Origin of the sequence: Brooklawnia propionicigenes (assembly GCF_030297015.1) — a bacterium.
GTDB lineage: Bacteria > Actinomycetota > Actinomycetes > Propionibacteriales > Propionibacteriaceae > Brooklawnia > Brooklawnia propionicigenes.
Genome location: NZ_AP028056.1, coordinates 1,159,185 through 1,182,060 on the forward strand (window position 1 = coordinate 1,159,185; position 22,876 = coordinate 1,182,060).

The 22,876-nt window shown below is 66.1% G+C and carries 20 protein-coding genes; 6 read left to right on the top strand and 14 right to left on the bottom strand.

Features of this window, described 5'->3' with window-relative positions; genetic code table 11:
* Positions 1-7: 7 nt before the first annotated feature.
* The 8 genes from QUE25_RS05205 to QUE25_RS05240 are packed head-to-tail and all read right to left on the bottom strand — an operon-like array spanning position 8 to position 6,438.
* Positions 8-217 carry a hypothetical protein gene (locus QUE25_RS05205; protein ID WP_286268085.1) on the bottom strand — a complete coding sequence of 70 codons (210 nt, stop codon included), beginning with the start codon at positions 215-217 and terminating at the stop codon, positions 8-10.
* 40 nt (positions 218-257) lie between these two features.
* Entirely contained in the window at positions 258-1,151 is an 894-nt protein-coding gene (locus QUE25_RS05210) for a type II secretion system F family protein (protein ID WP_286268086.1), read from the bottom strand.
* The gene (locus QUE25_RS05215) at positions 1,148-2,002 is read right to left on the bottom strand and encodes a type II secretion system F family protein (RefSeq protein WP_286268087.1); all 855 of its coding nucleotides are present in this window, start codon (positions 2,000-2,002) and stop codon (positions 1,148-1,150) included. Before QUE25_RS05215 ends, QUE25_RS05210 begins: the two co-directional genes overlap by 4 nt.
* Positions 1,999-3,546 carry a TadA family conjugal transfer-associated ATPase gene (locus QUE25_RS05220; protein ID WP_286268088.1) on the bottom strand — a complete coding sequence of 516 codons (1,548 nt, stop codon included), beginning with the start codon at positions 3,544-3,546 and terminating at the stop codon, positions 1,999-2,001. The genes QUE25_RS05215 and QUE25_RS05220 overlap by 4 nt, the downstream gene beginning before the upstream one ends.
* Positions 3,543-4,313 (bottom strand): hypothetical protein, encoded by a 771-nt coding sequence (locus QUE25_RS05225; RefSeq protein ID WP_286268089.1) that lies wholly within the window; start codon positions 4,311-4,313, stop codon positions 3,543-3,545. Before QUE25_RS05225 ends, QUE25_RS05220 begins: the two co-directional genes overlap by 4 nt.
* A 4-nt stretch (positions 4,314-4,317) precedes the next feature.
* On the bottom strand, positions 4,318-4,986 hold the full coding sequence (locus QUE25_RS05230; RefSeq protein WP_286268090.1) for an SAF domain-containing protein: 669 nt from the start codon (positions 4,984-4,986) through the stop codon (positions 4,318-4,320).
* 4 nt (positions 4,987-4,990) lie between these two features.
* Positions 4,991-5,896 carry a hypothetical protein gene (locus tag QUE25_RS05235; RefSeq protein WP_286268091.1) on the bottom strand — a complete coding sequence of 302 codons (906 nt, stop codon included), beginning with the start codon at positions 5,894-5,896 and terminating at the stop codon, positions 4,991-4,993.
* Positions 5,890-6,438 (bottom strand): hypothetical protein, encoded by a 549-nt coding sequence (locus tag QUE25_RS05240; protein ID WP_286268092.1) that lies wholly within the window; start codon positions 6,436-6,438, stop codon positions 5,890-5,892. The genes QUE25_RS05235 and QUE25_RS05240 overlap by 7 nt, the downstream gene beginning before the upstream one ends.
* A gap of 344 nt (positions 6,439-6,782) precedes the next feature.
* Here QUE25_RS05240 and QUE25_RS05245 point away from each other — a divergent pair, with 344 nt between their 5' ends.
* From QUE25_RS05245 to QUE25_RS05255, 3 genes are all read left to right on the top strand, one after another.
* Positions 6,783-7,130 (top strand): MarR family transcriptional regulator, encoded by a 348-nt coding sequence (locus QUE25_RS05245; protein WP_286268093.1) that lies wholly within the window; start codon positions 6,783-6,785, stop codon positions 7,128-7,130.
* A 388-nt stretch (positions 7,131-7,518) separates the two neighbouring features.
* Positions 7,519-7,746: a helix-turn-helix domain-containing protein gene (locus QUE25_RS05250; protein WP_286268094.1), complete on the top strand. Its 228-nt coding sequence runs from the start codon at positions 7,519-7,521 to the stop codon at positions 7,744-7,746.
* A 303-nt stretch (positions 7,747-8,049) separates the two neighbouring features.
* Entirely contained in the window at positions 8,050-8,391 is a 342-nt protein-coding gene (locus QUE25_RS05255; RefSeq protein WP_286268095.1) for a hypothetical protein, read from the top strand.
* Positions 8,392-8,723: 332 nt separating this feature from the next.
* On the opposite strand, the gene QUE25_RS05260 is transcribed toward QUE25_RS05255, so the two are convergent.
* Positions 8,724-10,082, bottom strand: a complete 1,359-nt coding sequence (locus QUE25_RS05260) for a site-specific integrase (protein WP_286268096.1) — start codon at positions 10,080-10,082, stop codon at positions 8,724-8,726.
* A 330-nt stretch (positions 10,083-10,412) separates the two neighbouring features.
* Positions 10,413-10,784, bottom strand: a complete 372-nt coding sequence (locus tag QUE25_RS05265) for a PH domain-containing protein (RefSeq protein WP_286268097.1) — start codon at positions 10,782-10,784, stop codon at positions 10,413-10,415.
* Positions 10,785-11,157: 373 nt separating this feature from the next.
* Here QUE25_RS05265 and QUE25_RS05270 point away from each other — a divergent pair, with 373 nt between their 5' ends.
* Both QUE25_RS05270 and QUE25_RS05275 read left to right on the top strand, forming a co-directional pair.
* On the top strand, positions 11,158-12,627 hold the full coding sequence (locus QUE25_RS05270) for a peptide MFS transporter (protein WP_286268098.1): 1,470 nt from the start codon (positions 11,158-11,160) through the stop codon (positions 12,625-12,627).
* Between the two features lie 334 nt (positions 12,628-12,961).
* On the top strand, positions 12,962-13,801 hold the full coding sequence (locus tag QUE25_RS05275) for a siderophore-interacting protein (protein ID WP_286268099.1): 840 nt from the start codon (positions 12,962-12,964) through the stop codon (positions 13,799-13,801).
* Positions 13,802-13,812: 11 nt separating this feature from the next.
* Here the strand turns inward: QUE25_RS05275 and QUE25_RS05280 are convergent, their stop codons facing one another.
* Complete coding sequence (locus QUE25_RS05280) at positions 13,813-14,766, bottom strand: Gfo/Idh/MocA family protein (RefSeq protein WP_286268100.1); 954 nt, start codon at positions 14,764-14,766, stop codon at positions 13,813-13,815.
* 160 nt (positions 14,767-14,926) lie between these two features.
* Here QUE25_RS05280 and QUE25_RS05285 point away from each other — a divergent pair, with 160 nt between their 5' ends.
* A complete protein-coding gene (locus QUE25_RS05285; RefSeq protein WP_286268101.1) occupies positions 14,927-16,123 on the top strand; it encodes a multidrug effflux MFS transporter in 1,197 nt (398 codons plus the stop codon).
* 355 nt (positions 16,124-16,478) lie between these two features.
* Here the strand turns inward: QUE25_RS05285 and QUE25_RS05290 are convergent, their stop codons facing one another.
* The 3 genes from QUE25_RS05290 to QUE25_RS05300 all read right to left on the bottom strand — a co-directional run bounded on the left by QUE25_RS05290 (position 16,479) and on the right by QUE25_RS05300 (position 22,813).
* Entirely contained in the window at positions 16,479-20,117 is a 3,639-nt protein-coding gene (locus QUE25_RS05290; protein ID WP_286268102.1) for an nSTAND1 domain-containing NTPase, read from the bottom strand.
* 224 nt (positions 20,118-20,341) lie between these two features.
* Complete coding sequence (locus QUE25_RS05295; protein ID WP_286268103.1) at positions 20,342-21,247, bottom strand: class C sortase; 906 nt, start codon at positions 21,245-21,247, stop codon at positions 20,342-20,344.
* A 93-nt stretch (positions 21,248-21,340) separates the two neighbouring features.
* Positions 21,341-22,813 carry a SpaH/EbpB family LPXTG-anchored major pilin gene (locus QUE25_RS05300; RefSeq protein WP_286268104.1) on the bottom strand — a complete coding sequence of 491 codons (1,473 nt, stop codon included), beginning with the start codon at positions 22,811-22,813 and terminating at the stop codon, positions 21,341-21,343.
* Between the last annotated feature and the right edge of the window lie 63 nt (positions 22,814-22,876).

Below are 22,876 nucleotides of genomic sequence, written 5' to 3' on the forward strand. Positions count from 1 at the left end.
CCGCCTGCTATCGGATCTCGTTGGCCTTGCCGACGACATAGGCCTGGATGATCGCGGCGACGATCCCCACGATCGCGATCGCGAAGATCGCCCAGAGCACGTTCTGGATGGTCTCCGACATGCCGTCCTCGGCGAGCATCCGCTTGCGCTGCTTGGCGAGCCACGACTCGAGATCGCGGCGCATGAGCTGGCTCTCCACGTACAGGTTGAGCATCATGGTGGGGTTTCCTCTCCTGAAGGGGTTCTTCCTTTGGGGGTCAGGTGTTGCTCATCAGGGTCATCAGGGATGGCCCCAACAGGATGGCGATGAAGACGATCGCCAGCATGGTCGCAGGGATGGTGAGCCGCTCGGAGGCGGCGTTCGCACGGGCCTGCTCGTCGGTCAGGAGCGCCACGCGCAGCGCTCGGTTGTGTTCCCGAAGGGTCTGGTAGACGGGCATCGTCTGCTGCTCGGCCAGCGCCATGATGTTGGCCAGATCGTCGAGCTCGGGCAGGGCCAGTTCGTCGCCCATCGCGCGGAGGACGTCCCACGGTGGGCGTCCGTCGACGCTGGACTGGGTGAAGCCCTCCGCCAGACGGTCGAAGACCCACTGGCCGCGGCCCACGCGCGCCGCGTTCTCCAGTGCCTGTCGGGGGCCGGAACCGGCGCGGCGTTCGAGGGCGACCAGGTCGATGAAGCCGGTCAACACGTGGTTGAACTCGAGGCGCGCTGCCTTCGCCTTGCCGTGGATGTCCAGGTTGGGCAGCAGGAACAGCCCGACGGCGCCGACCAGCGACGCGATCAGCGGGACCGCGATCGGGAACCGCAAGCCGAACACGTTGAACAGTGTCGACAGCAGCGGGGGTGCGACCAGCCCGATGGCAGCAAGGATCAGCTTCTCGCCGTAGAAGCTGGCCTCCGTCCGGCGCAGCAGCGCCAGCTCCTTGACCGGCGTCATCCACACCCACCTCGGCACCAAGCGCGCGACCCACGCACCCACCCGATCCTGGGCGTCCACGCCGCCCAGGAGGGACGGAGCTGTCGGCACGCCGGTCAGCCGGTCCAGCGCGGGACCGAGCGCAGGCACGGTCGGAGCAAGCCACCACACCGCACACAGGACGCTCGTGGCGAGCATCAGGCCCGTCAGGGCCGCGAGCTGCAGGCCGGTCATGACGGGTCTCCGGACGCCAACAGTCTGGGCAGCGGCTTGACCCGGGCCATCCGTCGCATGACTACGAGACCGACGACATAGAGCGAGAGGAGCACCGACAGGACGACCTGCCCCATCGGTGAGCGGTACGGCTCCAGGTACTGGCCCGTGGCGGCCATCCCGACCAGGCACACCACGGTGATCAAGGTGACGATCCGCGCTGTCTGGCGCGGCTTGCTGCGGTCGGCCTCCAGGTGACGCCGGGCTGCGACCTCCGCGGACACCGATTCGGCGAGCCCGGACAGGATCTGGGACAGACCGTCCGCCCGCTTCTGGGCCGCGAGGATCAAGGTGGCTGCCACCAGGTCACCGGTCGAGTCATTGAACTGGTCGGCGAACGCGCGGAGCGCCTCGGCCGTGTTCCACCGCGACCGGATCCGGCCCACCAGCGTGGTCACCTCCGGACGGATCACGTCGGGTGCGGTGCGCAGCGTGGCCACCAGGGCGCCCTCCAGACCGACACCGACGGTGATCACGCCGGCCAGGTTGCGCGTCCACTCCGCCAGGCCTTCGAGGCGTTCGATCGTGTGGGACTCGTCCGAGACGCCCAGGACCACCGGCAGACCGACCGCCGCCAGCGGGAAGACCACGATGGCGATCACCCAGCCCGACAGCAAGGCCACCAGCACACCGGCCACCGCCGCAAGCAGACCGGAGATCAGGACGCGGCGCGGGACGATTGCGAGCCGCGTGAGGAGCCTGGGCGTCTTCGGAGCGCCCGTCGGGAACGGCACTCGCCGAAGCCCTGCGACCAGCCCCATCACACCACCGACGCCGAGGACGCTCACCAGCGCGGGAACCAGCGGGTTCATGCGACACCGCCGTGGCGTTGCGCCTCCAGGAGGAACTCGTTCGCGGTGAACCCGTGACCTGCGAGCATCCGCAGGTGGTCGGGCAGTACGAAGGCGACGGCAGGGCCGTCGGGGTCGCTGCGGAAGACGGTGGTCGCGGCGTAGCCGGCGGACTCCTCGCCCGGTGTGATCGCGAGCACCTCGTCGATCACGCGCCGTTTGCGGACCGAGCCGTCGCGGCCGCGGACGAACATGGATCGCAGTTGCACCACCAGGCCGAGGCAGCGAGCCAGCTTCATCACCGCCGAGTCGCGGGTGAACTCCCCGGACTGCATCGCGCAGCTGACCAGCTTCTCCATCGTGTCGGACGCCGACGCGGCGTGCGTCGTCGACAACGAGCCGGACCCGGACTCCATGGCCATGATCATCTGCGCGACCTCGCGTCCGCGGACCTCGCCGACGATCTGGCGGTCGAGCGCGTACCGGAAGGACGCGTGCATGCCGTCCTGCAGGGTGAACTCGTTCACCGGACGCCCGTCGGGACCTCGTTCGCCCGAACCGGGACGCGCTTCCCACGAGAACACGACGGGGTGCTCGTCGACCAACTGCTCCAGACCCAGCTCCCGTTCGGTCTCGAAGGTGCCGAGCACCTCTTCCGGGCCGATCTCGGCGCACAAGGCGCGCAGCAGGGTCGTCTTCCCGTCGCCTTGTTGGCCGGACACCACGATCGACAAGCGTGCCTTCACCGCGGCCGCGAGGAACGAGGCCAGCAGGGGGCTGACCGTGTCCAGGCCCACGAGGTCGTCGAGGGTGATGCGCACCAGGCGGTGCCTTCGGATCACCACGCTCGGCCGATGGGTGACGAACGCGGTCGCCGCCAGGCGAGCGCCATCCAGGTTCAGGTGGAGGTCGGGGTTGGCGTCCGAGAACACGCGCGGCGGATCGGCCCTGGACGCCAGGTCCTGCAGCAGCTGGATCAGGTCGTCGTCGGACGCCGCGACCGGCGGCCCGGGCACCTTCTCGCCGCCCACCAGGTCCAGAAGCACCCGGTCGTGACCGACGACGATGATGTTCTCGACGTCCGTGCGATCCACGAGCGGCTGCAATCGGCCGAGCCCGAACATCAGGTCGAAGACTGCCTGCGCCAAGGCATCCTGCGCGTTGGCGGAACTGACGGAGCCTTGGGCGGCGAAGCGCGCCTCCGTCGCCTCCTGGACGACCTGCATGATCACGGCCCGCCCGAGCTCCTGGCGCGCGGTCTCGTCGGCCAGGGGGGACTGCCCGATCCGCTCCGAGAAGCGCTTGGACGCCAGCGCGCGCAGTTCCGAGGCTTCGTCCCAGTCCACCTCGGGGGCCCGCTTCGTGGGTCGACCATCGACGCCCAACTTGGCCTCGCGGCCCACGACGTGGAGTGATGACGCGGTCGGTGCGCTTGCCGTCGACAGGGTGAACCCGGAGCGGACGCGGCCCGGCCGCGCCGGATCGGTACCGTCGGCGAAGGCGGTGAACAGGGGCACGCTGGCCAGGTCGGGCCTGTCCCAGGTGGGCTGCGGCTGCTTGGTCATCGTTCCGCCCCCGTCCTGGTGCGCGGTAGTGCGTCTTCGGTGCGCGGCGCGAGGGCTCGCAGCGACTCACCCAACGCCACCACCGACCGGGGCAGCGGCGAGCGGTCGAACCGACGTTGGGGCTCCCCGTGGGACCACCACCGCGCGGCGTCCGGATCCCACGCGACCTCGCCGACCACCGGCACGCCCAGGGTCTTGGTAACCTCCGAGGTGCTGTACCGGCGTGCCGGGCCAGCGATGACCAACCGCACGTCGCCCAGCGAGCCTTCCTGGAGACCGGGCAGCCATGACCGCACCCGGGCCAGTTCGGGCAGCCCGGTCCCCGTCACGATCACGGTCACGTCCGATTCCGAGATCAGTGGTTCCGGGCTGCTGACCATGCCCAGCCGGCCGGCGTCCACGACGATGTCCACGCCCGTGTCCGCTTCGAGTCCGCGGAGGGCGTCCAGGAGCGCGTCCCACACGCCGAGGAGGGACGCTGCCTGCTGGTGCGCGCGGAGCCCCGGCAACAGACTCGCGTTCGAGTCGGCCAGGGGGAAGAGCCGTGACGGCAGTTCTTCGGCCAACTGGTGGTGCCGGTGCGCCAGCACGAGTTCGGAGAGTCCCGGCCGCGCGACCCCGGTGCAGTAGCCCGCCAGGATCGCCGAGCCGCCCGACGGGTCAGCTTCCACCAGCACCACCGGGCGGGGCCACGTCAGGGCGAGACCGACCGACAGGGTCGTCACCCCCAGCGAGCCCGAGACGGACGCGATCGTGAAGACGGGCATGGCGTCACCGTTCCCGGGAGTCGAGCACCACGGCCACCTTGCCGGTCGCAGCCCGCGCCGCCAGATCGGGGGCGGCGTCCGCGCTCACGAGCAGGTCGACCAGGGCGAACTGCCCGTCCTGCGAGCGGGTGACCGCGACGACCTTGGCCGCGATGGTGACCGGTGACACCTCACCGACCTGGCCCTGCGCGCCGGGCGTCTGCACCACCCGCACGTCGTCGCCGGTCTTCAGCGGGATGGCGGGCAGCATGCCGTCCACCAGGGATAGGCCGACGACGGTCTCGCCCTTGGCCGGGACGGTTTCGGGGGCGATGGCGTCCGGGGTGAGCAGCCCGCCGGCGGAGATGTCGAGCGCCGCCCGCTGTCCAACCACCGTCGAGACATCGCTGGCCGGGATCGAGGCGATCGCCGGATCCAGCGACACTCGCGCGACCATCAGATCACCGGCGGCGATCACCGCGCCACGAGGGACGGCCGCTTTCGCCACCACGACCTCGACCGACGAGGTCGCCGACGTCCACAGCCACACACCGCCCAGCGCCGACAGCAGGAGCGCCGCCACGGACGCGATGATCAGCACCGGACGCCGCCGGGTCTTCACGGGACCCAACGCCGCGGGCGCCGGAGGGGTCGTGGTCGTCGCCGTCGTCGGCGCCAAGGTCGGTGTCCTCACGTCCTCATCCCTTCACCACGGTCTGGAGTTCGCCGATCGTGACCACGACCGAGCTCGTGTACGTCTGGTTGATGACACCGGACTCGCCGATCCCGGACCAGTTGATCGTCCAGTAGCTCGTCGCGGTGACCGTGTAGGTGCCCTGTTTCGTGTAGCGGTAGCCGCAATCCGGCGACGCCGACATCCCGAACGAGTCGGTGTACGAGGTGCCCGTGGACGTGCACGCGACGGTCCCGCCGTCGCCCATGCTCCAGACCACCCGGGTGACCTTGCCGGTCGCGGTGACGGAGTAGCCGCCCGCAGACGCGGTCTTCGTGTTGGGTCCCCACGTACTCTGATCCGGCGACGCCACCCACAGCCAGATCGGCAGGCCCACCAAGCCCACAGAACCCGGCGAGGGGTCAGGCGCCATCCCGATCGTGACCGCGCGAAGGCGCATCTGCGTGACCGCCTGCTGCGCCAGGACGCGGGGGTCCGGGACGACACCCGGAGCACTGTCGGCCCAGAACAGGTAGGAGCCCGGACCCGACCAGATGCCGGAAGCCGAACACCGGTAGATCGACCCCGTCGTGTTTCCGCTCCACACCGCGTCCGTCAGCGGGGGCGGCGGCGACTCGGCCTTGATGTAGCAGGCTCGGGCGTTGCTCCAGGTCCCCAGCTCCGGGTTCGAACAGGGGACTTCGCGAGGAGGCATTTCCTGCGTGACGCAGGCAACCGGGTCGCTGCTGCCGGAGCCGGTGTGCTTCAGCGGAGCGGCGCCGGAGCCACCGTAACCGGGGACGCCTACCCCACAGGCAACTCCCCAGCTAGCCCCTTCGCACCCGGCGTCCGCGTAGGCAGAGGTCCCCGCCAGTGGCGTTGTCGCCAGAGCCACGCAGAGCGCGAGCGCCGCGAGGAGCCTGGTCAACATGATCCGAGGACCTCGTCCTTGGTGATCTGCAGGTTGGCGCCGACGATCTGCACCGTGCTCTCGTGTGAGAGTCGTGGCTGCGGGGCCGGCGTGACCGGCTGCCCGGCCTTGTCCGTGAGGATGGCCTCGCTGCGATCGACGCACGAGGTGACGACCCACCCGTCGCCCTTGGCCAAGGCGCTCTGGGACGGGATCTTGGTGGCTCCAACCTGCACCTGTCCCCGCTGGCGGACGGTCGTCAGCATCACCTGCAGGCTGCTCAGTGCCTCGCCCGAGGCAAGGGTGTCGAGCTGGTTGATGCTCCTGCTCGAGTCGACCAAGAGGCCGTCGAGGGTCTGCCACAACAGGACGACTCGCGCCTTCGCGTCCTCGAGCTTCTGGTCTTCGGGGCTGAGGGTCGGTGTCGGCGTCACCGTAGGCGATGGCGATTGCGACGGGCCCGTCGGGGTCGGGCTGGTGGTGGGCGTGGCTGTGCAGCCACCGATCAGAGCAGCGGCCATGATGGCGCCCACTGCTTTGGTGGCCAGTCCCAGGTGGGTCATCCCGTCCTCCTTCGCCTACGGGACATAACGGGGCGCGGAGGCACCTCGCGGACATCCTGTGCGTGGTGATTTCTCGTGGAAGGCGGCAGCGCCGATCCCGGAGGCGCTCGGCGCTCGTGTGGCGCTGTCGCGGGTACTGCCAATGTCAGAAGCGGCCATCGCTGGCTCCAAGCTCTCCAGGGGGTGGACCTTGTAGGGAAGGCTAAGCATGGATTTCGGCGATCTTGCGGATTTCGAGCTTCGCCCCTCCGCGTGTCACGCTAGCACATCTACACCGTTTAGCGGTATAGATTGCTCATCGTGTCTCGTCTCCCCTTGCCGCGGACCACTGAAACAATGGGCGCGTGCCTGCCTACTCCGACGCCCCGCTCCCCGTCGAGCTGGACGCGTTGGTCGGCATGGGCATGAACCGCGTCAAGCTCGCGATCGCCGTCGCGCTCGCCGCGCACGGGGGCTGCCTCAGCACCCCGGAGCTGGTGGCCGCCCTTGGTGAGGGGGTCGCGGGCACCACGATCGCGCGCAACCTCAACGAACTCGAGGACCACGGCTACGTCACCGGAGACGTCCCCCGCGACGACCGTCGCCGTCGGCGCACGCACTGGACGCTCAACCACTCGAAGCTCCACGCCGACCTGCGAGCGCTCATCCAGGCCACCGCGCCCACCGCCGAATCCCCGTCCGCATTCGGTTGACGGGCGGCGCCGTGAGTCATGTGATCGAACGTGAGATCCGTGTGCGCGAGTTAGGCTACGTACGGCCCCTGCTCTTGACGCACACGGCCTAACTCCAGATTCACAAGGCGCGACGGGCACGGAGGCGTGCCACGACGAGCCCGCACGGCCCGGTTCGATCACCGCGCATGAGGCTGCTGCAACAAGACGTCCTCACGGTTGCTCTTGGATGGTCAGTGCGCCTCTTCTGCTGCGCAACCCCGCTCCCACAAGGACTGACTGCTTGCCGCTCGCCCAGAAAGCGCCCTGCAGCCTCAGGGAGACAGTCCAGGGGGCTGCGGCCAGGAGTACGTCGAGCTGGTCCGGTGTCCTTTAGGGCCCGCTTGGGCCCAGGAAGGGACAGTGTCTGATGACCATGCGAACCTACGAGTCGTTGCCCACGGCCGCCGCCCGCATCGGGGTGAGCGTGAAGACCATCCGCCGCCGGATCGCCGAGGGCGCACTTCCGGTGGTCCGGTCAGGCCGCAGCCTCCACCTGGATCCGAAGGATGTCGACGCCCTGCTCCGTCGCTACCCGCAGCGCAGGGCGTCCGAGCTCAGCTCAGCGGCACTTCGTCCAGCCCGACGCGCGTCATGAGCAGGGTCTTCGACCCACCTCCCAAATCAGCATCTTCGGCCTGCATCACCCGTTGTCACCCAAGGCCCGGGGGGCATTGACTTCATATCTGCCCTCTGACAAGGGATGACACAATCAATGATTGCAGATGCAGCCACCGAGGGCTACGCTCGGCATGCCGGGATCGTCTCGGGCAGAGGGGGTTGGCAGCCATGGCCAAGGGAAACAAGTGCCCATCGTGCGGTAAGTACACGTTGCAGCCGTACACGACCAACCAACTCCGATGCACGGCGTGCAGCACGATCGTGAAGAAGTAGCAGGAAAATGAGCAACCTTGGCGCGTACCAGGAGATCGTGACAGCCGCAGCCCGAATGGGCGGTGTGGAGAACATGATCCGCACAATCGAGTCCGGTGCCGTTGCGAAGGCCGCCCCTGCGCTACTGGGCAAGGGGGCCGGGATCGGTGCCTTGGTCACGTTGGCGGCAGGCGGCGTCTACTTCGGTGGACGGAGACTTTGGTCAATGTACGAGGCGCGTGCTGACGCAGCCGAGGGAGCAAAGGAACAGTTGAGAGCCGTGCTCGATGTCGACGGCCAGGAACACCCTGATTATCCCAGCGGGGGCGTCGACGAGCGCACACCAGATACCGATGCCGGGGAAGCGTAATGAGCGAGCGGTTCCCCGACATCGATTGGTGGTGCGACCGATGTGGCGCGCACCTCAATGTCCAGTCTGGCTTCGATGACCACCGGTACACGTGGAAGTGTGATGAGTGCGGTCACAAGAACAGCATCTCCAAAGACAACATCTACGAATCCCACGGTGACTTCTGGAACGGGCCTTCAAGCGATTAGGGATCAGACCGGGCGGTTCAGCTTGGCGGTCCCGCTCAGCCTGGCGGTCCCGTTCAGTCTGGCGGTCCGGTTCTGCCTGGCGAGGAGTCGAAGCCTCTAACCGCAGCACGAAGCCGCCGGTTTCCCGACAACCGAAGGTGAGGCTCACTTCCGGGTGCTGGCCTCGATCATCGACGAGACGTTGCCCGCCACTGCGGCGAGGTAGTCCATCTCGGCGCGCTGATAGCGCAGCGCCATCTTCGGTGAGGTGTGGCCGGCGATCGCTTGGACGGCCCGGAGATTGCCCCCGGACAGCCGGTAGGCCCAGGTGAGGCCCGTCACGCGGGTTCCGTGGAAGACGTAGCCCCCTTGGCCGGTCAGCAGTTCCCGGATGCGCTGCGACTCCTCGCTCTCCTGTTCTCCTGACTGCTCAAGGCGACGAACGGCGTCCTCCTCGAGGTTATTCGCAACGGTCTTGCATGCATTCTTGAACGCCCTTAGCCAGTCCGCGGACTTCACTGGCCCGCCGTCCCTGATGCGCCAGAACAGCAACCCCGCCCGACCCAGCTGTGTGTGCTCGCGAAGATGGATCCTCACATCACCCACGAGAGCAGCCGGGATCGGAAGGGTGCGGAAGGCGATGCCCTTGCGGGCGGTCTTCAGCGGTCCGATCTCGACCTTGCCTTCCGCCTCCTTCACGGACTGATGGACCTTCACCGTGGGGACCTCGCCGTTGAGACTGAAGTCGCGACGCGTCAGCGCCCGGACCTCGCCCGAGCGGAGACCGAGCACGCCACCCAGCAGGACGCCTAGGCGCCACGGTTCGGGCATCTGCTCCGCGACGGCGTACAACACGTCGATCGGGAGGGGATCCAGATCACGTTCCCGCGAGGCCTGGGCTTGGGTGGCCGCCTTGACCTGGACGGGGTTCACCTCGATGAGCTCAGCCTCGACCGCGGCGTTCATGATCGCTCGCAGCAAGTCGTACGCCTGCCGGCACGAGGACTCGCGCGTGCTGACCGGGAGACCCTGCCACCACAGGCGCACGTCGGCACGGGTCAACTCGGTGACGCGCACAGCGCCAATGCCGTGCTTCGCAACGGGCTTGCCCTTCACCATCCCTCGCCGCGTGATCGTCGCGGGCTCGGCAAGGATGTAGAACTTGAAGAGTTGGCGATAGCGGTCCCGCGACGTGGCAGCGAGCTCACCGCGCTCGAGGTACTGCGAGCCGTAGGCGGCGATGGTGGGCACCGCCGCCGCTGCCTGCCTGACGGCTTCCTTGCGTTGGCGCTCCGCCTCGGCCTCGCGGAATCGCTCGATCGGCGGAGTCCAGTCGCCGCGATCGATCAGCCGGTGTTCGCGGTCGAGCCACCCCCAGGCATCGCCCTTCGCATCAAACGTCTGGAGCGCTGTGTAGCGGGTTCCTTGATCGCCGCCGCGAACACTGCCGAGGATGTAGGAGGCCTGATAACGCCCGGAGGGAAGCTGACGAACCTTGCCCCAAGGTCGACGACCCTCCGTCATGGCTCAGCCCCCTCTCGCGTCCGCTACCGCCGTATCTCGTATCAGATTGAAGCACGATTCGTGCCCCGAGTGTGCCCCGAGATTCGCTTGCCATGCCTACGCGTGTCCACGCAGAGTGACCGGCGACGCGCAACAATGCCTAGTCAAATAACATATCGACCCATTGACTAGCAGTTGGAAGTCGCGAGTCTGCGAGTTCGAATCTCGTATCCTCCGCCATTGCGATTCCCGCTCTGACTGGAGCGGGATCATCGTCTCAATGCCCAGCACGGGACGAAGCGATCATCCTTCTGAGGCGACTGCTGAATCGGCCGCTTTCCCGGCACAGTGTCAGCGGCTATGGAGCACCATGTGGGCGATCAAGTTGTCGAGACGCCGAACATCAATGCCCTTGTTGAGCTTGACCTTGATATGGCCGGCTCGGGTCCACATCTCCAGTTCGGAGTTCCAGTCGATGGTGCCTGCGTTCTCGGACGACCACATGTTGATGGCGGAATACGGCAGCGAATAGATCTCCACCTTCTTGCCGGATATGCCCTGCGCATCCCGGACGATCAGTCGCATATTGGTGAAGATGGCGCTGTCGCGGAAGGTCCGGTAGGCAGCCACAGGTTGTTCTCCCTGCACCAGCAACTGCTGCACATCCGGCGGGATGGGGCACTCGCTGACCAAGGTCCAAGCGAGGATCGGGGCGGTTTCCATGGGGGTTTCCTCTCGATGACAATTCTCAGAGCGTGCACTCTGGACCTCGCCGGTGAGGTCACCATCAACTTACCTTCGCCGTAGTTTTCCCGTGCGGAGTTCTCTTCGAAGCCAGTGCGGGACACCTCAGCCCGCCCGAAGAATCTACGGCGGACCATCAGTCACGGAGTCTTCTGGTCCTGATGGAGACAGATCCTCCGCCTTTTCCGAAGGATCTGCGGTAGATCTCCTGCAGACTGTTCCTTCCCGTGCCGAAGGTGATAGCCTGCCGCGGGTTCGCAGAATGAGCTGCGGGCACAAGACCGACGACTCCGCGGAGTCATGAACGAGGAATGACATCGTGTCATCAACCACATCCGAACCATCACCGGCGGTGCCTCCCACCCCATTCGAGGCTGATCAACGAGGCCGGGGTGGATTCTTCGGGCATCCGTGGGGCCTGGCAAACCTGGCCGGGGTTGAAATGTGGGAGCGTTTCAGCTTCTACGGGATGCAGAGCCTGCTGGCTTTCTACATCTACTACTCCGTCAGCGACGGCGGGCTGGGCTTGTCCGAGGCCGCTGCTACCTCGATCGTCGGCGCCTACGGCGGCCTGGTCTACCTCTCGTCCGTACTCGGCGGCTGGATCGCCGACCGGCTGCTCGGTTCCGAGAAGACGCTGCTGAGTGCCGCGATCGTGGTCATGATCGGCCACCTGGCGCTGGCATTCCTCCCGGGGATTCCCGGCCTGGCCGCCGGCCTGGTCTGCGTCGCGCTGGGTGGCGGTTCGCTGAAGACCACGACGTCCACCACTCTTGGCGACCTCTACGCTCCACTCGACAACCGTCGCGACGCCGCGTTCTCGATCTACTACATGGGCGTCAACATCGGCGCCCTGATCGGTCCGCTCGGCACCAGCGCACTGTGGGGCTGGAAGGGCTTCCACTGGGGCTTCGGGCTGGCGGCTGTCGGCATGGCCGCAGGCCTGATCCAATACGTCGCCATGCGCCACCACACCGTGAGCGAGTCGAGCTCGAAGCCGACCAACCCGCTCACCAAGGAGCAGCGGCGCAAGTGGACGATCGGCCTGCTGGTGGTCGTGGTGGCGCTGGCCGTCGTCATCGCGTCGGGTGTCATCAAGGCCGAGGCGCTGTCGACCATCGTCGTCATCCTCACCTCGCTGGCTGCTCTGGTGCTGTTCGCGGTGATCCTCACCAGCAAGAACATCGATGTGGACGAACGCAGTCGCGTCTACTCGTTCATTCCGATGTTCATCGCGTCGTCGGTGTTCTGGTCACTGTTCCAGCAGCAGTTCACGGTCATGGCGATCTACTCCGACCAGCGACTCAACCGTCACGTCTTCGGCATGAATTTGCCGCCGAGCGTTGTGAACTCGATCAACCCGGTCTTCATCATCATCTTCGCGGGCGTCTTCGCCGCGATGTGGACGGCGCTCGGCGACCGTCAGCCGAGCACACCGGTCAAGTTCTCGCTGGGTACCGGCATCATGGGTCTAGCCTTCCTCGCGTTCATCCCGTTCTCCGGTGGAGCCGACGGCACTGTTCCCTTCTGGGCGATCATCGTCATCCTCTTCCTGTTCACCATGGCCGAACTGTGTATCTCCCCGGTCGGGCAGTCGCTGTCCACGAAGCTGGCCCCGCGGGCCTACCACTCGCAGATGGTGGCGCTCTACTTCCTGTCGGTCTCGCTGGGTTCGGCACTGGCCGGCACCCTCTCGGCGTTCTACTCGACCAGCAACGAGGTGCCCTACTTCCTGGCCATCGGGCTCGGCTCGATCGCCGTCGGCGCCATCTTGTTCCTGGCGCGCAGGCCGATCATCAAGCTGATGCGAGGCGTGAACTAAGAGCTCCCAGAAGCCGCAGCGATCTCGTCCGCCTTCTGGACGCCCGAGACGGGGCCTCTTTTCTTCGAGTTCTCGAAGGAGGGGCCCCGTCGTCATGTCCACGAGCGCCGGTCTCGCCCACCCGGCGTGCCTGATCTTCTTCAGCTTGGGCGTTAGATCGATCTAATCGACCGATTCGGGCCAAATCGGCACCAACTGAAGAAGATCAGGCACGCTCCACCCCTGGCACCGGGCGCCAACCAGGGCGCGCGCGGCCCTTGACCCTCCAAGTTAGGCTGGCCTAAGTGCTGCGTTGAGCGGCACTGAGCATCTCGGGAGCAATCGGAGGAGTCCCATGCCACCTCGCCAGCGCGTTCTGCGCCACGCCACCGTCATCGGATCCGAGCAGATCTCTCCGCAGCTGATCCGGCTGACATTCGACTCACCCGACCTGCGCGACGTCGATCTGCCTTTCACCGACCACTACGTGAAGCTGCTCTTCCCACCGCAGGACGCGCCCTACACGCAGCCGGTCGATCCCGAGGAGACGGCCGAGTTCGCCGACCACCCGCCGGTCACCCGCACCTATTCGCTGCGTCATCGCGACCCGCTCAACGGCACGATGGAGATCGATTTCGTCACGCACGGCGACACCGGACTGGCCGGCCCCTGGGCGCAACGGGCCAAGGCCGGCGACCGGATCAACTTCTTCGGCCCGGGCGGGGCGTGGGCTCCCACTGCCGACTACGACCACTTCGTTCTGGTGGGGGACGAGGCCGCCGCCCCCGCGATCTGCGCCGCCCTGGAGGAGTTGCCCGACGATGCCACGGCCGTGGCATTTCTCGAAGTCGCAGATCACTCGTCCGTCTTCGACGTGCCGTCGGTGCCCGGCGTCGAGATTGTCTGGGTCTTCCGGGAGGGCGCACCCTACGGGCTGAAGCTCGCCCAGGCGGTGCGCGAGGCGGAGATCCCCGAGGGCAGGACCAGCTGGTTCGTTCACGGCGTCGCCGAAATGGTCAAGGACCTGCGGCGGCATCTGTTCGTCGAGCGGGGCGTGGCCAAGCAGGATGCGTCGATCTCGGGCTATTGGCGCACCGGGATGACCGAGGACGGCTGGCAGTCGTCCAAACACGGGTTTGTGGCCGGCATGGAGGCCGAGGAGGCGGCCGCGCTCGGCCAGCCCGAATCGGACTGACGGCCAGCGCGTCAGATCATTGCGGCGTGGATGGCGTCGATAGTCTCCAGAGTGTGCAGTGTCCTCTGCTGATCGGGGGTCGGGTCGGCCCCGGCGACCAGTTCGGCGAACCGCTTGATCTCGAATGCCATGTTCGCCGGTGAGAGATCGATCTTCTGGGATTCGGACTTGCCGTCCAGGTAGGTGACCACGAGTTCGCGGGGGGCCGCGATCCGGTCGAAAGTCAGGGTCGCAAGCTCGCCCTGGATCTCGCACGGCCGGTCGGATGCGGTGATCTTCGAATAGGACAGGTCGACGACCATGCCCGGATAGCGGGCCAGCACGGCTCCCGCACCATCGACACCCGATCCGACGGTCACCTTTGCTGCGCTCACCGACTGCGGGGCGCCGAAGAGGTCCACCATCATCGATACGCAATAGACCCCGATGTCATACAGCGCTCCCCCGGCGAGCTTGGGATCGAAGATGTTCACGGATTGTCCGGCGAGCACCAGGTCGTAGCGGGACGACCGCTGCGAGTAGGCCAGTGAGGCCCGGCGGATCTGTCCGAGGTCGGGTAGCAGGGACCGGAGCGCTGAGGTGCCCGGATCGTAAGCGTTGCGCATGCCTTCGAAGATCACGACCCCATGTTCTGCCGCGGTGTCCAGCAGCGCCGAGAATTCGGCGGCGGTGGGGACTGCGGGCTTCTCCAAGAAGACATGCTTGCCTGCATCGATCGCTCGCAGTGCCTGCTCGTAGTGGGCGCCATTCGGGCTGGCGACGTAGACGGCGTCGACATCGTCCGACCCCAGCATCGTGTCCAGGTCGGTCCAGGTGACGTCGGTGCCGAAGGCGGTCGCGGCCTTCTGAGCGGTTTCCGGGCTGCGGGAGTAGACCCCGGCCAGCGCGACCTGCGGAACCTGGTCCATGGCATCGACGAATTGGTAGGTGATCCTGCTGGTGCCGATCGTGGCAATACGAATCATGACTGAACTTTACGGCAACCGCGCGGTCTCAGCTGGCTCGTCGAGGTGGGCCGACGAGCAGCAGCGCCGACCGTGGCAGATTCGGCACCGAAGATCCTGCATGATCCAGACTGCGAACGGGCCCGCTGAGGGAGTTCGCCCCAGCGCGTAGGGTGTGCCGGTGAGCAAACGTGTTGGCCTGCAGACGACGATCATCGTGGCGATGCTGTCGATGATCGGACCTTTCACCATTGATTCCGTCTTCCCAGCATTTGCACGCATCGGGGTACAGTTCGGCGCCTCGGATGCCGCTCTTCAGCAGATCACCAGCATCTATCTGTTCAGCTACGCCTTCGCGAGTCTGTTCCACGGCCCGATCTCCGATTCGGTCGGACGCAAGCCCGTCATGGTTGCGGGCATGGCCGCCTTCACGCTCGCCTCGATTGGCTGTGCCCTGGCCCCCAGCCTGGCCGTGCTGCTGGTCTTCCGGGCGGTTCAGGGCATCTTCGCGGGCGCCGCCCAGATCATCTCCCGGGCGCTTGTCCGTGATCTCTATGACGGCTGGCAAGCGCAAAGAGTGATGGCTCAGGTCTCGATGATCTTCGGTATCGCGCCCGCGCTGGCACCGGTGGTCGGCGGCTGGCTGCTGGCGATTGGCGACTGGGAAGTCATCTTCTTCTTCCTGACCGGCTACGCCGCACTGCTGCTGGCTCTGATCACCTTCGGGCTGCCCGAGTCTCACCCCGAAGAGAAAAGGACGCCGTTGCAGATGGGCCCGATCTTCGCCAACATGCGCAATGTGGCCGCGGACGGTCCGTTCGCGCGGCTGGCGTTCGCGTCGTCGCTCGGCTTCTCCGCGCAGTTCCTCTACATCGCCGGTGCACCGATCTTCATCGTCCGGCTTCTCGGGCTGGGCGAACGAGATTTCTGGGTTTTCTTCGTACCGATGATCACCGGCATGATTCTCGGCTCCTACGTGAATTCGCGGCTGGCCGAATGGGGGCATTCTCAGAAGGTGGCGAGCATCGGGCTGGCCATCATGTTGGGAGCGATTGCGCTGAATCTGGGCCTCACGTCGTCACCACTGGCCACCCAGCTGCCCTGGCCGATCGTCGGCCCCGCGCTGATCGCCTTCGGCATGTCGCTGGCCTTCCCGATCCTGCAGTTGACGATGCTCGATTTGTTCCCCGAGAAACGTGGCACGGCCGCGTCCTTGCAGAGTTTCGTCTCGTTGCTGCTCAACGCACTCATCGCGGGGGTCGTCATCCCGGCGGTGTCGGGCACCGTCTTCTCGATGGCGCTGGCCAGCGCGGCCTTCGGGATCACCGCGGCAGGGTTGTGGGCCTGGCATCTGCTGGTTGCGCGGCGGGGGGCGTGAGGCGGGAGCCCTCCCCGCGCCGTGGCCGGACTCGGTCAGTAGCTGGCCGGCGATCATGCGGGGAACAAAAGCAGACGGCAGCACCGCCAATGAACGCTCGTCCAAATGCGATGCTGCCGTCGCCGAGAACGCGCGCCGCTCAACAGTGATCGATCATGCGGGGCAAACAGCTAGCTGTCTGCCCCGCACTCCCGTGTTTCCAGCGGGCCCCCCGGCACGTCCATATGCACCGTACCAACCGGCCACCCGAGGCTGACCAGACCATAGGGTGTACGAGACCGTACGGACTCTCCCGGCCTCAACATCACCCCTAGCCAGGCACCTCGCCTTCGTGACCACCGGCTGGGGCCGATCCTCACCGGCAGGGGTCGAACGGCTTCACCCCGACGATCGCGCGCCGCCACTCGAGGTCACTGAGCGGTGTTCCCCGCTGATCGCAGATCTCCTTCTCGACCCGCGTGAGATCCAGATCCCAGATCTTGACCTCGCCGTTGTTTCCGGCCCCGACGAACGACGAACCATCACCCAAGAACATCAGGTCGGTCGTCCGGCCCATCCGCCCATCAAGGATGAACTCCGCCGAATCGGACGAGTCCTCGAGATCCCACATGTAGAAGACCTCATCACCACCGGCGGCCATCAGGTGTGTGCCATCCGGACTGAAATTCAGCCCATAGACTGCCGCCTGGGACTGGTGATACTCGTGGACGAGCTTCGGCTCCTGCACGTTCGACAGATCCCAGACGCTCACGGTGCCCCGGTCTGTTCCGGCAGCCAGCATCGGCCCTGCCGGGGACATCGCGGTCACCGACGGGTTCGAGTCGGTCGCGACCGAGGGCAGCTGCTCCGGGTGCTCCGGATCGGCCAGCGACCAGACCTTGACCTCGTTCTGGGCGATGCCGATCGACAGCAGACCCGAATCCGCGCTGAACCGTGCGATCTGGGGGGTCTCGGTATCGAGCACAGCCAGCTCGGTCAGGCTGCCGTCATCGGCCACCCGCAGCAGCACGGACCTCTTCTTCAGGTATTCGCTGACCACCATCAAACGCCCGGTCTTGTCGACGACGACATTGTTGAGCACGGCCGACTCGTCCAGCACCCGCTGCACGAAGGGCTCGGACGCCCCGGTCTCGCTCAACCGCCAGCCGACAACGCGGCCGTCGGTGCTGCCCGCCCACAACATGGTGCCGGCGCCATCCATCCATATGGAGCTGTACAAGGTGACGTCAGCCGGGACCACCGGTGAGGGCATCTTCTTCAGCCCGTCGGTCAACGACCACAGGTCCACCGAACTCGGCCCGAGATCGGCATAGGCCAGCCACTTGCTGCCCGCGGCATCGCCCGCGAATTGGTAGGCGGGCTGGCCCTCCAGCCGCAGGCTGGGACCGAACCTCGACCAGATCATCAGGGTGCCCGCAGTATCCACGGCGACCGGACGCCCGTTCACGATCTCGGCACAGGTCATCAGCATCGGCCCCGACAAGATCCTGGTCACCTGATCGGTCGCTGCGTCCACCACCCGCACGTGCTGGCCCGAGTCCGCAGTGATGTAGGTATTCGCGTCGGCGAAGCGCACCGAGTTCACCCAGGACGCGTAGTCGGTCGAGATCACCGGAGGTGTGTCCGGTGCGGTCAGGTCCCAGCGCGCGCTCGCCCTGGATCCCATACCGGCGACCAGCCAATGCCCATCCGGGCTCACAGCCATCGACTGAGTCCGCGGAGTACGTCCACTCACCTCATACGACAACGCCGGTAAGGCCACGAGTTCGGTCCCGTCGAAGCTCCAGCGTCCGATACTGCCGGACGCGCCGCCCGCAAGGAGCACCGAACGCGTCGGATCGAATGCGACACTGGTCACTGACGCCCCCACGTCGACCTCGGCAGTCTCGCGCGGGTTACCCGGATCGGCGAGTGAGAAGACCCGCAGGTGACCGAGCGAATCGCCGAGCACCAATGACCGGCCATCCGGATCGAAGGCCATTGCCAAGATGGTCTCGTCCCCGATCTCGATATCGGCGCGCCGTTCGGGTTCACCGGTGACATCCCAGATGCTCGCCTGTTTCGTCCCCCCGGCGGCAGCCAGCACCCGGCCGTCCACCTTCGCGATGTCAATGGCATACATCGGCCGGGTGTCGTCGCTGACCGTCCAGCTCTGGCCAGCCGTGGCGGTCAGGTCGTCCGAGCGCCACAGCGTCAGCTCGCCGGCCGCCCCGGCACGGATCACCATTGAGTCGTCGGGAGCCTTCGCCATCACCGACGGTCCGTTCCCGAGCCAGCGCGTGGGCACATCGTTTGCATTCGTGTCGAGCAGCACCGAGCGCGCCTCAACCGTGTCCGCCAGGTCGTTCGCGGCCAACGCCATCTGGGCTTCCAGAAAGACATCACCGCTGGTATTGGACCGGATGGCGTAGGCGATCTGACGCGATTGGGCATCCAGTTTCACCCGCCGGGTGTTGACCAGGGTGAACACTGCGACCAACGCCGTCGCCGTGGCGATCACGGCCAACGTGATGGCCAGCCGATGCTGGCGGCGCAGCCTGGCCGACGATGCCTTCTCCTGGTCGAGCAGCGACGTGAAATGCTCCTCACTACGCGTCACGAAGTCGCGCTCGTCGGCGCTGAGCTGGGCGGCTTTGCGCGGATCGGCCACGAACTCGGTGAACACCGGCAGCCGACCGACCGGCAGCAACGAGTCCGAGCTGCGGTCATTGTCCAGCCACAGTGACGTGGCCCGCCGCAGATGCTCGCGGACGCGTAGGTCCAGACGTCCGTCATCAACCCACTCGGCCAGCCGGTGCCAGTGCTGTAACAACGCGTCATGGCTGATCGACAGCTGGTCGCCCTGGACGCTCAGCAGTCGAGCCTTCAAGAACTGCTCCGCAACCGTTCGCTCAGACTCCGACAGTGACGTCGTCGGGATCTGAGTACGCAAGACCGCTTCCCCATGCACCGAGATCAGCCGCAGCAGCAGTCCCGGAACCAACTCCTGCTGGGCCGGCGGCAAGGCCAGATAGGTGTTTTCTGCGAAGGTCTCGACCGCCGACGCCAAACCGCCCATGCGAACATAATCGGCCGTGGTCATCCGGGTCCGATCTGCCTGCGACCAGACCATCAACAGTGCGCTGGACAGCAGCGGCAGCAACGAATGCGGCAACTGACCGCCGGACTCGTCCCGCGCCAGATCAGCCAGCAGCAGATCGACCAGTTCCGGTTCGACCTCGACTCCCTCGAGTTCTGCCGGACAGACGATCGCCTGCACAAGCTCCTCGCGTGTCATCGGCGCGAGCAGCATCGGATGCTCCAGAGCCGGGGCCAGCACCGGCTGCTCGGCGGCCACACCGAACGCATCCGAACGCAATCCGATCACCACGACGGCGCGCTGTGCGAGAGCATGAATAGCATCCATCGCCGCGGAAACCCTGTCGACGTCCTGCTGGAGGATCTCTTCGAATTGATCGATGACGATCACGTCGGCATCCACGTCGGCAGTCAGCGTCTGAGCGGTCAACGATGCTGCCGACCAACCGGCAAGTCGTCCATCCACGCATTCGCCACCGATCAGACCGGCCGCCAGCAGCGACGACTTGCCACTGCCCGATCCGCCGACCAGCGCAATGAGCCCGCGGCGTTCTGGCTGGGCGTCGATCAGATCAGCGAGGCGCCTGGCCTGGGACGAACGTCCGAAGTACAGACCGGCGTCGTCCACACCGAATGGACGCAGCCCCAGGTAGGGCGCGCGGCCCGAAACCTTCACGAACTCGGCGTCCGGATTCCACATGGCCTCGGGAATCCTCAGGTCCAGCGCCGCCAACAGCTGCCGGAAGTTGTCCCGCAATGCCGGCGTGGGCAGGTGCTTGCCGGACAGCCAGCCCTGCGCGGTGGCCGTTGGCACCCCGGCCAGCTTGGCTGCGGCGCGAACGGAGATGTCTTTGCTTTGCCGCGCCTGGCTCAGCAGCCGGACCAGCTCATCGCGAGACGCATCATTGAGACTCATCGGGAGGCCCCTTTCCCCTGCCCGCCCCCGGGATGAGGAAAGGCTACTGGGCAGCTGCCGGGGTGCACGCGCCGGGGTACCTGTCTAGGCAAGATACTGATCTTGGACCCAGCACCGCCAGCGGCGCGCAGGCGCGTTCGTCGAACCACGCAACCAAGCTCAGACCACGCCGAACGCAGCCAGTGGCGCGGCCACTGCCTGCGTGTGAGCGAGTCCACCCAGTTCTACCTGTCGGCGACGCGCCCGGAGTACACCACATAGCCGGTGAGGACGATGAAGCTGCCACCGATCACCAGCGTCCACCAGGGAAAGCCGGGAACGTCGGGCTTGGCACCCGCTGCCTGGACGTCCTCGATCGGCGTCGGAGTGACGCGCTCGCCGGTAACCAGGATGCGGTGGGTGTTGATACCGAGCGGCGTGCAGGTGACCAGCGTCACCAGGTCGCGCCCGTACTGCGGCATCAGGGGCTGGGTCTGGTCGGGCTGCACCACCTGCGTCGAGATCACCTGATAAGTGAGTACCTCTCCGAAAACCTCGACCGTGAAACGGTCTCCCATCTTCACCTTGTCGAGGTTGTCGAAAAGTGTCGCACTGGGCAGTCCGCGGTGCGCGGTCAGCACCGAATGCTGCGAAACGCCGCCCACCGGCAACGAGGTGCCCTGCAGATGACCGACGCCCTTCTCCAAGACCGCATCACTGGTGCCGTGATAGATCGGCAGATCCACGTCGATGCTCGGGATCTTCAGCCGGCCCATGGTGCCGGTGCCGTTGATGCTGAGCAGCTGGTTGTAGTCGAACTCTCCTTCGACTTCGCCTTGGCCGGTAGGTACGTTGCTGGCCGGTGAGAGCAGCGCCCCACCAGTCAGTGCCTCGTTGTACGCCTCTGCTTTGGCAATCTCCGCCTCAAGCCTGGACGGCGGGCCCTTCTCCACATCGGCGCCGACGACGTCCTCAATCAGCGAGGACTGATTGTATTGCGAGAACCAACTGGCCACGCTCGGATACATCAGCACCAGCACACCGATGAGGATCAGCAGCGACATTGCTGCGGTGAACCACGGCATCCGCCACCGTCGGCCGCGCGCAGGCGAACCGCCAACCTGGTCCGGGCGGGAGTCCACATCAAGCATCTGGTTGTCTCCAAACATGGCTCGGTGGGCGGAGAGATCACTCCCCGCCCACCGAAATCTAACTTACCGAGCTAGGACGCATGTCCTCCGCGATCAGGCGCGAGCCTTGCGGAAGATCAGCGTGCCACCTGCAGCACCGATGATCGCAACACCGGCGATGAGGAAGAGCATCGTCCCCTGGCCACCGGTCAGCGGCAGGCTCGGGCCCTTGGCCGGATTGTTCGGGATCGACAGCGTGTAGTCGCCTTGGGCATATGCACCCGGGAGAACCGTGATCGCTTGAGGAGCGTTGTTCAGTTCGTAGCCCAGCGGTGCCTCGGTCTCGACCACGCAGTAGACCCGGGAAGCGGTCTCGCTGTTCTTGCCCACGTACAGGCCGGCGATGTCCACCACACCACTGCTGTTCGAGGTGAACTCAGTCGCTCCGTTCACGGTGATCTTGCTGCCCAGCGTGGCGCAGGCACCGTTCGTCGAGTTGTAGACCTCGAACTTCGCTCCGGACAGCACCTTGGTGGTGTCGTTCTTTGCATGCTTCAGCAGCTTCGCAGCACCCCAGTCGGTGGTCACGGTGTTCGGGGTGTAGCCCTCGGTATCGTCATTCACGTACTCGGTCGACGAGTTCTCGATAGTGCCGTCGCCGATGGCAGTGACGGTGGTGTGGAAGGTGATCTTGAACGTGGTGCCAGCAGGAAGGCCGTTGACGTAGGTCTTGTTGAAGTCCACGATCAGGGTTCCGCCAGCAGCGGTCGGCGCCGTCAGAACATACTCGGTTCCCTCGTTGAGCAGTGTCCCATCAGTTGCTCCGGGGGCCACCACGTACACCTTGGCGCTGTCGGCCACATAGGTCAGCCGCGAGTCAAGGGAGTCCTGCACCTTGTATGCGGTGAGCGGCTGGCCGTTGTTGAACGACCCGATGGGGCGGGTCGCGATCTGCCACGGCACGGTAGAGCCGAGACCGTTCGTGGTCGGATCGGCGACTGTCTTCTCGCCGCTACCCTTGAGCGTGTTCTTCGGGTAGACATGGACGGTCCACAACCAGTTGGTGGTCTGGGCGTCGCCGGTGCCGGAGGTCGACGGGTAAGGGATGCTCACCAGGAAGGGAGCTGCGGGGGTCACATCGTCCGGATAGTCGGACTCGGTCACCAGGTAGAGCCCGATCGGAAGGCCGGCGAACGTTGCGGTTCCGTCGGCCAAGGTGGTCAAGCTCTGGGTGGTGCCGTCTTTACAAGTGGCGGTCCCTACGGTCACGCTCTCGGCTGCTGTCCAGCCAGCAGAGGTTGTCAGATCGATACCGGCGACCTGGCAGACCGTGAACTCGATGCCCGCCAGCACTGGACGATCAGGGGTTTGCGCGGTGCCATCATTCGGTAGAGCGGGATCGGAGGTGACGCTACCGGCGTACTTGTGGACGATCAGCGTTCCGGTGGTGTCCGAGGCAGCGTTCCCCGGAGGTGTGCCATCTGTGCCTTGCGCGGCCGAAGCCACGCTGGCCCCGCCAAAGGTCCCGGCGGCAGCGAGAGCGAGTGCTCCCACACCGACTGCGAGCCGCGAGAAGAACTTTCCCATGGTCGTGATTTTCCTTTCCTGAGTGTGCCGAGCCGAGTGGAGACCGCGGCCGGGTCGTGGGTG

Bases quoted from the DNA above. Each gene is read 5' to 3' on its own strand.
- QUE25_RS05205 (WP_286268085.1), bottom strand. From the start codon at position 217: ATGATGCTCAACCTGTACGTGGAGAGCCAGCTCATGCGCCGCGATCTC.
- QUE25_RS05210 (WP_286268086.1), bottom strand. From the start codon at position 1,151: ATGACCGGCCTGCAGCTCGCGGCCCTGACGGGCCTGATGCTCGCCACG.
- QUE25_RS05215 (WP_286268087.1), bottom strand. From the start codon at position 2,002: ATGAACCCGCTGGTTCCCGCGCTGGTGAGCGTCCTCGGCGTCGGTGGT.
- QUE25_RS05220 (WP_286268088.1), bottom strand. From the start codon at position 3,546: ATGACCAAGCAGCCGCAGCCCACCTGGGACAGGCCCGACCTGGCCAGC.
- QUE25_RS05225 (WP_286268089.1), bottom strand. From the start codon at position 4,313: ATGCCCGTCTTCACGATCGCGTCCGTCTCGGGCTCGCTGGGGGTGACG.
- QUE25_RS05235 (WP_286268091.1), bottom strand. From the start codon at position 5,896: ATGTTGACCAGGCTCCTCGCGGCGCTCGCGCTCTGCGTGGCTCTGGCG.
- QUE25_RS05240 (WP_286268092.1), bottom strand. From the start codon at position 6,438: ATGACCCACCTGGGACTGGCCACCAAAGCAGTGGGCGCCATCATGGCC.
- QUE25_RS05250 (WP_286268094.1), top strand. From the start codon at position 7,519: ATGACCATGCGAACCTACGAGTCGTTGCCCACGGCCGCCGCCCGCATC.
- QUE25_RS05255 (WP_286268095.1), top strand. From the start codon at position 8,050: ATGAGCAACCTTGGCGCGTACCAGGAGATCGTGACAGCCGCAGCCCGA.
- QUE25_RS05260 (WP_286268096.1), bottom strand. From the start codon at position 10,082: ATGACGGAGGGTCGTCGACCTTGGGGCAAGGTTCGTCAGCTTCCCTCC.
- QUE25_RS05265 (WP_286268097.1), bottom strand. From the start codon at position 10,784: ATGGAAACCGCCCCGATCCTCGCTTGGACCTTGGTCAGCGAGTGCCCC.
- QUE25_RS05275 (WP_286268099.1), top strand. From the start codon at position 12,962: ATGCCACCTCGCCAGCGCGTTCTGCGCCACGCCACCGTCATCGGATCC.
- QUE25_RS05280 (WP_286268100.1), bottom strand. From the start codon at position 14,766: ATGATTCGTATTGCCACGATCGGCACCAGCAGGATCACCTACCAATTC.
- QUE25_RS05290 (WP_286268102.1), bottom strand. From the start codon at position 20,117: ATGAGTCTCAATGATGCGTCTCGCGATGAGCTGGTCCGGCTGCTGAGC.
- QUE25_RS05295 (WP_286268103.1), bottom strand. From the start codon at position 21,247: ATGCTTGATGTGGACTCCCGCCCGGACCAGGTTGGCGGTTCGCCTGCG.
- QUE25_RS05300 (WP_286268104.1), bottom strand. From the start codon at position 22,813: ATGGGAAAGTTCTTCTCGCGGCTCGCAGTCGGTGTGGGAGCACTCGCT.